This is a genomic window from bacterium (genome assembly GCA_035529855.1).
GTDB lineage: Bacteria > RBG-13-66-14 > B26-G2 > WVWN01 > WVWN01 > WVWN01.
Window position 1 is genome coordinate 23,561 of sequence record DATKVX010000118.1, and the last position, 11,790, is coordinate 35,350.

Annotated in this window: 13 protein-coding genes; all 13 read right to left on the bottom strand. The window is 62.6% G+C overall.

Translation table 11 applies throughout. The annotated features are described in order from the left end of the window. Nucleotides 1–176: 176 nt before the first annotated feature. Nucleotides 177–1,679: a hypothetical protein gene (locus tag VMX79_11720; protein HUV87765.1), complete on the bottom strand. Its 1,503-nt coding sequence runs from the start codon at nt 1,677–1,679 to the stop codon at nt 177–179. Further along, on the bottom strand, nt 1,669–3,018 hold the full coding sequence (locus VMX79_11725; GenBank protein HUV87766.1) for a tRNA modification GTPase: 1,350 nt from the start codon (nt 3,016–3,018) through the stop codon (nt 1,669–1,671). The genes VMX79_11720 and VMX79_11725 overlap by 11 nt, the downstream gene beginning before the upstream one ends. 87 nt (nt 3,019–3,105) lie before the next feature. Continuing rightward, the gene (locus VMX79_11730) at nt 3,106–3,915 is read right to left on the bottom strand and encodes a R3H domain-containing nucleic acid-binding protein (protein ID HUV87767.1); all 810 of its coding nucleotides are present in this window, start codon (nt 3,913–3,915) and stop codon (nt 3,106–3,108) included. Continuing rightward, on the bottom strand, nt 3,916–5,598 hold the full coding sequence (yidC, locus tag VMX79_11735) for a membrane protein insertase YidC (GenBank protein ID HUV87768.1): 1,683 nt from the start codon (nt 5,596–5,598) through the stop codon (nt 3,916–3,918). Nucleotides 5,599–5,616: 18 nt separating this feature from the next. Then, nucleotides 5,617–5,859, bottom strand: coding sequence for a membrane protein insertion efficiency factor YidD (gene yidD / locus VMX79_11740; GenBank protein HUV87769.1), 243 nt, complete (start codon nt 5,857–5,859; stop codon nt 5,617–5,619). Further along, nucleotides 5,834–6,181 (bottom strand): ribonuclease P protein component, encoded by a 348-nt coding sequence (rnpA, locus tag VMX79_11745; GenBank protein HUV87770.1) that lies wholly within the window; start codon nt 6,179–6,181, stop codon nt 5,834–5,836. The genes yidD and rnpA overlap by 26 nt, the downstream gene beginning before the upstream one ends. Before the next feature lie 49 nt (nt 6,182–6,230). After that, nucleotides 6,231–6,368, bottom strand: a complete 138-nt coding sequence (rpmH, locus tag VMX79_11750) for a 50S ribosomal protein L34 (GenBank protein HUV87771.1) — start codon at nt 6,366–6,368, stop codon at nt 6,231–6,233. A 28-nt stretch (nt 6,369–6,396) separates the two neighbouring features. Continuing rightward, nucleotides 6,397–7,401 carry a glycosyltransferase family 9 protein gene (locus tag VMX79_11755; protein HUV87772.1) on the bottom strand — a complete coding sequence of 335 codons (1,005 nt, stop codon included), beginning with the start codon at nt 7,399–7,401 and terminating at the stop codon, nt 6,397–6,399. After that, on the bottom strand, nt 7,398–8,396 hold the full coding sequence (locus VMX79_11760) for a glycosyltransferase family 9 protein (GenBank protein HUV87773.1): 999 nt from the start codon (nt 8,394–8,396) through the stop codon (nt 7,398–7,400). Before VMX79_11760 ends, VMX79_11755 begins: the two co-directional genes overlap by 4 nt. Before the next feature lie 33 nt (nt 8,397–8,429). Continuing rightward, complete coding sequence (locus VMX79_11765) at nt 8,430–9,218, bottom strand: ABC transporter permease (GenBank protein HUV87774.1); 789 nt, start codon at nt 9,216–9,218, stop codon at nt 8,430–8,432. 84 nt (nt 9,219–9,302) lie between these two features. Beyond that, on the bottom strand, nt 9,303–10,118 hold the full coding sequence (gene rsmI / locus VMX79_11770) for a 16S rRNA (cytidine(1402)-2'-O)-methyltransferase (protein ID HUV87775.1): 816 nt from the start codon (nt 10,116–10,118) through the stop codon (nt 9,303–9,305). Nucleotides 10,119–10,378: 260 nt separating this feature from the next. Next, nucleotides 10,379–11,116, bottom strand: a complete 738-nt coding sequence (locus VMX79_11775; GenBank protein HUV87776.1) for a DUF3800 domain-containing protein — start codon at nt 11,114–11,116, stop codon at nt 10,379–10,381. Between the two features lie 15 nt (nt 11,117–11,131). After that, a partial coding sequence (gene nadE / locus VMX79_11780) for an NAD(+) synthase (protein ID HUV87777.1) occupies nt 11,132–11,790 on the bottom strand: 659 nt, incomplete at its 5' end.

Sequence of the window (11,790 nt, forward strand, 5' to 3'; positions counted from 1 at the left end):
GACGCACTCCTTAATCCCCGGGTGGCGGCAGGTGTTACCACCTGGTGTGGGGTAGGCGTTCCCGCCTGCCGGGGCCGTCCTTAACCCCTGGGTGGTGGCAGGCGTCTTTTAGTGGCGGCGGGTGTTACCACCTGCCGCTTGAGGGCCGTCGGGTGGTAACACCCGACGGCACTTCTCTAACGTTTGAAAGCTCGCTTTAAGGCTAAGATCGCGAACGTAATGAAAGTACCCCCGACTAGCCGCTGAGCGATGCCCATTAGGAATTCGGTTACCGGAACATCACCGGATGGTAACGTGAAATAGGTTTTCATCGTATGGAGTATTGCGGCGTAAAAATCGTAGCACTTTGGTCCCCCGACTTCGGGGTAGAAACCTAAGTAGGACCAAAAACACGCGAATATCGCGGCGAAGTAGATTAACCAAAAGAGGGGCAGCAAAACGCTTTCCCCGTAATTACTTATTAACCGATAGGCCAAAAGGAATACTTTTTTCGATAACGGAACGTCCGAGTCTAAAAGCAACATCTCCATTTGACCAACATGGAAATCTGATGCTTTTTCATAAGCAAGCCGGGATTCGAAATTTAACCGTAATAAACGGTAGATTTCCCCGACCCTTTCGTACGTAATATCTTCGGAGCCGATAAGCTCTTCTTCGTAGACGGTTTTTCTTTTATCTCCTTCGGTTTTCCAAACTGTTTCCTCGAATCCGAAAATACCCGGGTCCTTTATAGCGTAAGTGCCTTCAAAGCGCCATTTCCTTACCGACGTTTTATAAGTATAAACTTTAGCTTTATCAAAGAAACGGTTATAGACGAAATCTATGCACGCTTCACCATCTTTAACTTTTTTCGAGCCCCCTCCGACTTTAACTATATTCCCATCCGCGTCGCGTTCGAATTCCTTTACTACTTGTTCAAGATATATATAGTCGTAGAATTCAGTCCCCGCGAAAACTCCTTTATTTCTAAATTCCGACCCGGAGAAAAAAGTTTCCCGTTTAAATACCGCCTTACCGAATTCAACTTTTTTCGTGAACGACGAACCGTTGAAATAAACACCTCTCTCAAATTCCGCGAAGTTGAAATTCGTTTCACCTTCGAAAACCCTCAACTTGAAATCCGCGTTTTCATGGAATTCGGCCCCCCTAAAATTAACCTCGGCCAAGAACCGCCCCTTTCGAAAATCCGCTACACAAAAAAACTTCGAATCCGCGAAATTCGCTTTTAAGGAAAATAACGACCCGCTAAAATTCGCGAAGCCTGGGTATTCGAACGTACCCATCGTGGTATACATTTTTATTAGAAGGAATTCCGGACACGGGTGGAATTGTGTTTCAACGAATAAGGCTTGCCCTTTAAACTCGATCCCCGCGAATTCCGCATCGCCGTAGAATACGGCGTTAGTAAAAACAATATGAAAAGGTATTTCTTTGGGAAATTTCCATTCTCCGAAAGGTGGGAATACGAAATACGAACAATCGAATAATATAACGGCTTTGGTTTCCGCTTCCTCGTATTCCTCAAGTGTTTCTTCGAAGTATATTTCGAATCTTTCCCAAAAATCCTTAGGTTTCTTTTTATCTATAGACGCATGGAAAATACAATCTCCTTCTTTTGTTTCCGCGTCCCTTCCGCACCAACAGTTTTTTCCGTCCATCTCTCCTCCTTCACTTCCCAATACAGAACCGCCTGAATATCTCGCCGTAGATCTCGTCTATATCGATGGCGCCGACGATGCGGCCGAGGGCGTCGGAGGCCAAACGCAGCTCCTCCGCCCCCAACTCCTCAATACCGCTCGAGGCGAGGTGCTCGCCGGCGCGGTACAGGGCGTCGGCCGCCTCTTCCAGTAATCGACGTTCTCGAGCGGAGAGCGACAGTTTAGCCGGCCCCTCCTCGGCTCGAGCGTCCCGCGCGCTCGAGCGGCGGACCAGCTCCGCCACCACCTTGTCGACGCCGCGGCCCGTCTTGGCCGATATCGTGAAGCGGCCCTTCCGGCTTAGCGCCTGCGGCCACCCCGCCGCCAGCGGCAGGTCGCACTTGTTCACGACGTGGACGAGCTTCTCGGGCGCGACCATCGGGTACTTACGCGGCGGCGGCCGCGAGCCGTCGTCCAGCCATATCACGTACGCCGCCTCCTCCACGAACGCCCGGGCGCGGCGAATGCCCTCCTGTTCGACTTCGTCGCAGCCCTTCGCGTCCAGGCCCGCGCCGTCGGAGAGGCGGAAGAGGATGCCGCCGGCGATGTACGGCGCGTCGATGCGGTCGGTGGTGGTGCCGGCTTGGGGCGTCACGATCGCGCGCTCCTCGCCCAGCAGGCGGTTGAAGAGGGTGGACTTGCCGACATTACGGCGGCCTGCGATGGCGACGGTGAGGCCCTCCACCAGCGCGGCGCGGTCCCGGCTCGCGGCGACGAGCTCCCGGGCGCCGGCCTCCGCGGCGGCCACCATCGTCAGGACCTTTTCGCTCGAGACGTCCTGCTCGAACTCCAGCGCGGCCTCGAGCAGGGCCCGGGCGGAGAGGACGCGCTCGCGCACGGCGTTGATTTTATCGGATAGCTCGCCCGCCAGGCGGCGGAGGGCGTCGGCTCGAGCCTCGGCGGTGCGCGCGTCGGCCAGGTCGGCCACGGCCTGCGCCGCGGTCAGCTCGAGCTTGTCGTTGCCGACGGCGCGCCAGGTGAACTCGCCCGGTTCGGCGGCGCGGGCGCCGGCGGCGTACAGCGCCTCCAGCGCGGCCTCCAGCACGGCCGGGCCGGCGTGGGTGGTGAGCTCGGCCATATCCTCGCCGGTGTAGGAGTTGGGCGCGGCGTAGAGGACGAGGACGGCGCGGTCGACGAGGTCGGCGGTGGCGGGGTGGACCAGCTCGCCGACGCGGGCGACGCGGGGGGCGGCGGCGGCCCGGGCGCGGAATACCTTGTCGGCTATGGCGCGCGTGGCCGGGCCGCTGAGGCGTATTACGGCCAGCGCGCCCCGGCCGGGGGGCGTCGCTACGGCGGCTATGGTGTCGCCGTCCCGGAACACTTACGGATTTCTATACACTTATATTCAGACAGATATCCCGCCGTCGCCGGCGGGATACGATTTTAAATAATATCGGCTCGCCGCCCGTTAGGAGGGCGGTTGTTTTTTGTCCGGGCCGCCGCCCTTGGGTTTGCCGCGGCGGCGGCGGCGCGGGCTCTTGGAGCGTTTGGCGCCGGCCTTTTCGGGTTCGGACGGTCGGGCGCGCGGCTTGCTCGGCGGCCGGGCGCGGCGTTCGGCCTTGGGCTTGCCGGCGGCCTCGGGCGGCCGTTTGCGCCTGGTCGCGGCGGGGTGGACGACGACGTGGCGCTTGTTGCCGTTGCCCGCGCTCTCGGTCACGACGCGGTCGTCGCGCTCGAGCGTCATGTGGACCGTACGCCGGTCGCGGGGCGTCATGGGGGCGAGCGCCTCCTCCTTCCGGTGCAAAACCACCCGGTCGGCGGTAACGCGCGCCAGCCGCCGCAGCTCCTCTTCGCGCGAGAGCTTGTCCTCGGCGAAGGAGGCCTTGACGGTAATATTATTCTTGGCGCGGCGGTTTATGATGAGCTCGAGGATGTGGGCCAGCGCGTCCGCTATGTCGTCCTCTTTCTGGAACTGGCGCAGCTCGTGGCCCGCGAGCTCGAGCTGAACGCCGTGCTTGTGCATCTCGACGCGGGCTTCGACCGGCACCGGCAAGAAGGACACGATGCGGTTGATGATTTCCGCGGCTTCCTCCAGGACGTTCTCCTCGACGAGGGTGACGCGGACCGTGACGTGCTTGAACCCCAAAAAGCCCAGTATGCCGCGCGGCTCTTCGCGTAGAACCTCGACCTTGACGTCGTCCACGTCGGCGCCCAGGATCTCGAGGGCCCGGCGGGTCGCGTCCACGCGCGAATTCCCTTCCACTTCGACGGTACGCATTTAGTCGTTGGCCTCCAGTGGCCGCATAGACTTCCGCATTATGAACATCTGGCCCATAGTGAACAGCTGGTTGGTGGTCCAGTAGAGCACGAGCCCCGACGGCCAATTGTAGAAGAGCAAGGTGAAGACGACCGGCAGCCACGCCATGAGCTTCTGCTGCTCGGACTTAACGCCGCCCTTGCCCGGCATGGTGAACTTGTTCTGCAGGACCCAGGTGACGCCCATTATTATGGGCAGCATGTTGACGGAGCCGATGTTGACCAGCGGGATGGTGAACGGCAACTCGAACAAGACGTCGGGTTGAGAGAGGTCCGTTATCCAGAAGAGGAACGGCGCCCCCTTGAGCTCGATGGCGTTGCGCAGGGCGTTGAACATCCCCCAGAAGATGGGGATTTGGAGCACGAGGGGGAGGCAGCCGCCGAACGGGCTGATTTTGTACTTCTTGTACAGCGCCATCGTCTCGGCGTTCAGACGCTGCGGGTCGCTCTTGTATTGCTCGCGGAGCTGCTTGAGGATGGGCTGGATCTCCTGCATCCGCTGCGAGGATTTCAGCTGGATCGCGGTGGGCCAGTACGTTAGCAATTTGATAATAAATGAGAATACGATTATCGTCACGCCGTAGTTGTGGACGACACCGTTGAGTAGGATCATCAGGCGGAGCATCAGCGCGGCGATGACGCCGATGATGGACCAGCCGAGGTCGACCGTTCGCTCCAGGCCGACCTTGAATTCCTTCAGCCGGTCGTACCCCTTGGGGCCGAAATAGATCTTGTAGTCGCCGCCGCGCTTGAGGAGGTACGTGCCGGCGAGGGTGTCGTTCTTGGCGCGCGTCACCGTCAGCTCCTCGCCCTGGGGCGCGACGGCGGCGATGATGAAGTACTTGCTGCGCAGGGCGGCCCACGGGATGTCGCCGCGGTAGTTTTTGACCTCGTCCTTGCCGGAGAGCTTGTCGCGGATTTTCTTGGTATCGACCAGCGCGTCGACCGAGATTTCACCCACTTCTTTGGGGTCTTCCTCGGCCTTGACGAACGAGCCCGTCGACAGCGTCACCGGTTTGTCCTCCTCGGCGGCGACGACGTTAGCGGCCACTTCGTAGTCGTCGCCGCGGAAGACGTACTCGGCGCGGGCGGCTACGCGCTCGCCGTCCACCAGTTTGAACACGAGCTTGCCGGTTTTGCCGGCGCCGACGTTCAACGTCGTGCGGTCAACCTCCCAACGGGCGTTCTCGCTCGCTTCGACCAGGGGCGCGTACGGCGGCGCCCCGGCCTCATCCAAACGCGCGAATAGGAGTTGGTCCTCGTCGGGAGGATATTGGGCGAGTTCCAGGCGAACGAGGCCGGCGTCTTCGAAGGTCGCGACGTACAACGGCGTCGTTACGACGGCGCGGGCGCCGGTCTTGACGCGTTCGGGCACCTTGGCGGGCGCGGCGGGGGCGGGCTTCTCCGTCGTGGCCGGGGGAGCGGCGGTTTCGGCGACGGCCGTCTCGGCGGCGGTCGTCTCGGGGGCGGCCGTTCCGGGGGCGGCCGTTTCCGGCGGCGTTTTCGCGACGGTCTCGGCCGGGGCCGGTTGCTCGGGCGCTTCCTTTTTTTCTCGTTTGGGGCCGAAGAAGGTGGAGTAAATGAACATCACCGCCGCGGCGACGAAGAGCGCCAGGATCATGCGTTGTTGGCCCGAAAGTTTCATATTGTACCTCGGCTCGAGCTACGGCACCGGGTCGTAACCGCCGGCGTTAAGGGGGTTGCAGCGGATTACGCGCAACGCCGCGAGCGCGGACCCGCGCCACGGCCCGTGCTTGCGGACGGCCTCCAGCGCGTACCTCGAGCACGACGGCTCGAAGCGGCAGCTCATCGGCATCAGCGGCCCCACCGCGAGCTGGTACGCGCGAACGAAGGCGACGATGAACGCCTTTGCGGCCGCGTCAATCGCTCTCTTTAACTTGTTCATGCTTGCCGCGGGTCAGCTCCGCCAGCGCCGCGACGACGTCTTCCTCCAACGTCTTGAAGTTTTCGCCGGCTATCGGCGGCCTGGCCACCGCGACGAACCAGAAGCCGTCCCGGAAGTGTTCCGGGTGGGTCCGGAAGATCTCGCGGAGGCGCCGCTTTACGCGGTTCCGCACCACGGCCTTCCCCACGCGCCGGCCGCATACTACGCCCAGCAACCTCCCCTCGCCGGGGACCGGAAGGCAGTGGATGACGAACGCCTCCCGGGCGACGGTCCGGCCGTCGCGGATGGTGCGCGCGAAGTCCCGCCGGCGCCGCATACGCACGGCCCGCGGGAAGCGGAAGCCTCGTTCGTCGTTACCGGCCAAGGCCGCGTCATACCGTTAGGCGCTTGCGCCCCTTCGCCCGGCGCCGACGCACGACGCGACGGCCGCCCGGCTTGGCCATACGCCGCCGGAAACCGTGAACGCGGCCGCGGCGGCGCCGCGACGGTTGATAAGTCCTCTTGGGCAAACGTTACCTCCTTTTCGAACCGGCCTCGTTAGCTCATAACCGCGTTGACGGCGCGGATGACGTCGGCCGGCGAGAGGTCCACCATACAACGAAAATGTTTTTCCGGACACGTACGGCCGCCGTGGTCGCCGCACGGCCGGCAGGGCAAATCCGGAACCTCGGCCGCCGCCGACCGGCCGGCCAGCGGCGCGAACCCCTGCGCCGGGACCGTGGCGCCGAACACCGCCACGGTGGGCGTGTCGAACGCCGAGGCGACGTGCACCGGCGCGCTGTCGTTGGATACCACCAGCGCCGCCTCCGCCACGAGCGCGGCCAGCTCGCGCGCCGTCGTCTTCGCGGCCAGGTTGACGGCGGGCGCCTCCATGGCCTCGGCCGTAGCGGCCGCCTCGTCGCCTTCGCCCGGGCCCCCCGTTATTACGACGCCGTAGCCGCGCGCCGCCAAGTAGTCGCCTACCGCGGCGAACCCTTCGGCCGTCCACCGCTTCGTGGGCCAGGCCGACGACGGCGATATCACGACGTACGGCCTGGCACGCGCGGCCGCGCGGGCCGCCTCCCGCTCGTCGTCGCCGAGGGCCAGCGTCGGCCCGGGGTCCGCGTCGCGGCTCCCCATCGCCTCCGCCAGCGCGAGTATCCGCCCCGCTTCGTGACGCTCGAGCGGCCTGGGGACGCGTTCCGTATACAGGAACGACAGCGCGTTCTCGCGGTAGCCTACGCGCCGCGGCGCGCCCGACGTCCAGGCTATCAGGCTCGAGCGCGCGGAGCGATGCGGCGACACGACGACGTCGCACTCCCTCGCGCGTACCTCTTTTATTACCCTCCCGAGCTCGCCCGGGCCGCCGGCCCGTTTGTCGTGGACTATTATTTCGTCCAGCGCCGGCAGCTGCTCCAAGACGGGCGCCGTCTCCGGTATCACCAGCGCCGCCAGGTGCGAGTCGGGCCAGAGCCCTTTCAACGCCCGGAACAACGGCGTTGTTAAAACGACGTCGCCCAGGAACGCCGTTTGGATAACGAGCACCCGGGGCCCGTCCTTCATACCGCCCCCAGCATCTCGCGCGCCGCCGCGGCCACCGCCGCCGGTTGGATATCCTCCATACAACGGCGCCGCGCGCGCCAGCAAGGCCGGCGGCCGTGTTTGCTGCACGGGCTGCACCGCAGCTCGAGGTATATCGTCCGGTCGCGCGTTCCCCACGGCGCGAACCCGAACCGCGGCGACGTGGGGCCGAAGAGGGCCAGGCACGGCACGTCCACCAGCGGCGCGAGGTGGTTCAGCGCCGAGTCGTTGCCGACGAGCAGCGCCGCGCCCCGAAGGGCTTCCGGTAATTCGCCGACGGCGACCCGGCCCGCGAGGTTGACGGCGCCGTCTATTCCCGCGGCGACCTCTTCGCACAGCGGCCTTTCGGTTTCGTCCCCCAGGAGTAAGAGGCCGTGCCCCTCGGCTGCGAGGGCCTGCGCCAGCTCGCGCCAGTGCGCGGCGGGCCAGGCCTTGGCGGCGTGGCGTGCCGCCGGCGCGAGCGCCACTCTACCGGGCGTCAGGCCGTCCCGGCGGAGCTTTTCGGCCGCGGCCTCGTCTTCCGCCAGCCGGAACGACCAGTCCGGGCCCTTCACCCCCCACTTCGCCGCGGCGCGCGCGTATAGCTCCGGTACCCTTGGCGTCGGTTTGGGTAAGAGGTCTATGCCGAGCGCCGCCAGGAGCCAACGCCGGACGGCGTGTTTGGGATACCTGAACTTCTCGTACGCGCTGACGTGGCTCGCGACGTACCGCGCCAGCGGCACGCCGTGCCAGTCCAATATTATGTCCGGCTTTATTTCTTCGTTCAGCCGGCGTATCAGCTCGTTAACGGCGCCCTCGGCCTTTTCGCCCCGGCTCGGCATCGTCGCGACGACGTCCACCGCGGGGTGACGCGCCGCGAGCGGCGCCCACTCCTGCCGCGTTACGAACGCCAGCGACGCCCCCGTCGCCTTCGCCACCGGGCCCAGCGCCGGTAACGCCAATAATACGTCGCCCAGCGACGAGAGCCTTATTATCACGCACGTTATCGGGCTGCGATTGACCGTTTTCCGTTAATAGTTGCTGCCCACGAAGAGGCCTGTCAGGAACACGTCGGACAACAGGATTAGTATGCAGGAAGTGACGACCGATATCGTGGTCGCGCGGCCCACGCCCTCCGCGCCGCCCTGGGCCTTGAAGCCCTGGTTGCAACCGACGATGGAAATTATCCCGCCGAAGACGACGGTTTTTAAAAGGCCGATTAGGAGGTCGCTCACGTGGACCAGTTGGTTCATCTTTTCGATATAGACGCTGGGGTTTATGCCGAGCGTCGTCGTCGATATGGCGTAGCCGCCGGCGATGCCGACGAAGTCCGCCAACGCGGTGAGCGTTGGTAACATAATGAGGGCGGCGACGACGCGCGGCATTACCAGGTACTGAACGGGGTTGGTGGCGAGCGTCTCCAACGCGTCCACCTGCTCGGTGACCTTCATCGTCCCGATCTCCGCGGCGATGGCGGCCCCCACCCGCCCCGAGACCATTAGCCCCGTGAGCACCGGCCCCAGCTCGCGCGTCATCGAGATGCCGACGATGCCGCCGATGTATATGTCGGCGCCGAACTTCGCTATTTGATAGGTGGCCTGCAGCGCCAGGACCATGCCGGTGAAGACAGCCGTCAGTATTACCACCGGCACGGAGTCGACGCCGATCCGGACCATCTGTTCGATTATACGCGCCGGCTTGAAAGGCCGCTTAAAGGCGTAGCCGACGGCCTTAACGAATAGTATCGTCGTGCCGCCGATGTCCTCGAGCAGGTATATAATTACCCGCCCGAACCGCTCGAACCATAATAATAGAAACATAAAGCGGCCGGTCTCCGGCAAATTTTAAAGAGTTTAAGTCTAACATACGCGACGTTTCGTTTCAACCTCAAACGCCGCCGCGCCCTACCCCCGGGCCAGTTCTTTATATACGGCGCGCTTGGATACGTTGAACGTGCGCGCCGCTACCGCAGCCGCGCGGGTCGCCGACAACCCCTCCGCCGCGAGCGCGCGCGCGAGTTTGACGGCGGAGGCCGGGTCCGGCGCTTTGGCCGCCGCCGCGACCACCAGCGTCATCTCTCCCTTAAGCTGCCTCGAGCGTGCGACGTCGGCTATCGAGCTCAACGTGCCGCGGATTACCTCCTGGTGGACCTTCGTCAGCTCGCGCGCCAACGCCGCGTCGCGGTCGCCCCACACGTCGCGCGCGTCGGCCAGCTCCGCGGCCAAACGGTGCGGCGTCGCGAAGACGACGAGCGTTACCGGCAGCGCCCGGTAGCGCTCGAGGAAGGTCCGCCGCTCGGCGCGCCGCCGCGGCAGGTAGCCGAGGAACGCGTACGGGTACGGCGGCAGGCCGCTCAACGCGAGGGCGGCGTGTACGGCAGACGGCCCGGGTACGAAGTCCACCGCGACCGCTGCCGCGAGCGCTTTGTGCAGTATTACGTACCCCGGGTCGGCCAGCAGCGGCGTGCCGCCGTCGGTGACGAGCGCGACCGTTTCGTTGCGTTTGAGGCGCGTCAGGGTTTTAGCCGCGGCCGCGGCCTCGTTGTGCTCCGCGTATATTAACAGGCTCTTCTGAAGGCCGAGGTGGGCGAGCAGTTTGGCGGTGCGGCGCGTATCCTCGCAGGCGACGACGTCGGCGGACGCGAGGGCCTCCCGCGCCCGGGCGCTGACGTCGCCCAGGTTGCCTATCGGCGTCGCGATTAGTAGGAGTTTGCCGGGCATTTTTTACTTGACTGCTTCAAATATTATGTTAGAATTTATCGGAATCGGTGCTTTCCCTAGAAAGCCGCGTGGGTAAAACCTGCCGATTCCCTTTTTATTTCCCCGCCTCGGCGGGGTTTTTTAATCTTCGGGTGCGGCATCGAATATCCTGATTCCGTACTTAAGGTGCGGCGGGGTTTCGGGGTTACCGCTTTCCCAGCAGAGCCGCCGGGCTTCGTCGTAAAGGGCCCGTATATCGTTTCTACCTTGCCTTTCGGCGTTTAGATATAAGCAACTATATCCGCTAATTCGATGCCCGGGGTGCAGGATGAATCGGCGAATAATACCGTTTGGATATTGTGCCATTGCTTGCCAATTTCGTGCCCTAACGTATACCTCCAAAAATTATTCAACGTCTTAATGTCACTAGCCCTATCCGTTTCGTCGAATACCAATATCCCGGCCTCGTTCCTCGATATTTCTTCGCACATCAGGTTAACGCGTTCGATTAACCTCTGATACCATATCGAAAGTCGGTGGTCATCGACCGCCCCGCCGGGTCTCGTCGATATACTTGCGAAAATCTTACAGTGGTAATATTCGACTATCCTAAATAGTTTAATAATCTCTTCTACTACGACGGGGCATTTCGCAATCATATCACTACTAAGTAATTCTCTCCCCTTCAATTCGAAATCCGACGTATCCGATATAGTCGGCGGTATCTTATGACCGGGTATCTTAGCGTATTTACCCTCGGCTTCGGCGTCGCCGGGAAGATCGCTTCCGAACCTAATGTCCCGTCCCTTTTTATAAAGAGCAAAATCTCGGGGTATTCCATAAGGTTTGAACCCGCCGAATTCTTCATATAAAACTTTACACAAACCCCGTTTAAAACGGAATATCTCACAATGAAAATCTCTCGCCCGGTGGTTTTCTAAACTCACCGCCGCCAATACTGCGTACCTCGACGGGCTCGCCGGGTGGAATTTCCCGCTTTCGTCCACGAAGGACAACATTCCCGTGCCTCCCTGTTAAAATATCCCCGGTAAGGTTATCGGCTTACTAATCGTCTTGCCGGTGACGGAGGCGATTATAGGCACCTTGCGCTTGAAGAGGTTGCGGTTTAGTAGGCCGACGACGTGCCGCTGGAAGTCGGCGTCGAAGCCGCGCTCCAACAGCTTCATCGGCTTCTCGCCCTTCTCGACCAGGTAGTACAGGTACCGGTCGACCTGGAAGTACGAGATGCCCATCTCGCCCTCGTCCGTCTGCCCGGGCCAAAGGCCGGCGGAGGGCGTCTTCCGGATAACCCGCTCGGGGACGCCCAGCGCCTCCGCCAGGAGGTACACCTGCCCTTTATACAAATCCGCCAGCGGCGCGATGGAGCAGGCCGCGTCGCCGAAGAGCGTGAAGTAGCCCAGCAGGAGCTCGGTCTTGTTGCCGGTCCCCATTACCATCGCGTTCGCTTCTTTGGACCGGTCGAAGAGTATGACCATCCGCGCGCGGGCGCACACGTTGCCGCGCCGCACGTCGTCCACCTCGCCCGCCTGGTCCAGGTACGCGTCCACCATCGGCGTTATGGATATCTCTTTGAAATTAATGCCGAAGCGCTCGACGACGGCCCGGGCGTCGTCGCGGCCGCCGGCGTCGTGGTAGGGGAGCCAGACGCCGGTGACGTTCTCGGCGCCGAGGG

Excerpts from the sequence above, each read along its gene's own strand:
- VMX79_11755 (HUV87772.1), bottom strand. The coding sequence starts at position 7,401 with ATGAAGGACGGGCCCCGGGTGCTCGTTATCCAAACGGCGTTCCTGGGC.
- VMX79_11775 (HUV87776.1), bottom strand. The coding sequence starts at position 11,116 with ATGTTGTCCTTCGTGGACGAAAGCGGGAAATTCCACCCGGCGAGCCCG.
- yidC (HUV87768.1), bottom strand. The coding sequence starts at position 5,598 with ATGAAACTTTCGGGCCAACAACGCATGATCCTGGCGCTCTTCGTCGCC.
- VMX79_11730 (HUV87767.1), bottom strand. The coding sequence starts at position 3,915 with ATGCGTACCGTCGAAGTGGAAGGGAATTCGCGCGTGGACGCGACCCGC.
- yidD (HUV87769.1), bottom strand. The coding sequence starts at position 5,859 with ATGAACAAGTTAAAGAGAGCGATTGACGCGGCCGCAAAGGCGTTCATC.
- rsmI (HUV87775.1), bottom strand. The coding sequence starts at position 10,118 with ATGCCCGGCAAACTCCTACTAATCGCGACGCCGATAGGCAACCTGGGC.
- VMX79_11765 (HUV87774.1), bottom strand. The coding sequence starts at position 9,218 with ATGTTTCTATTATTATGGTTCGAGCGGTTCGGGCGGGTAATTATATAC.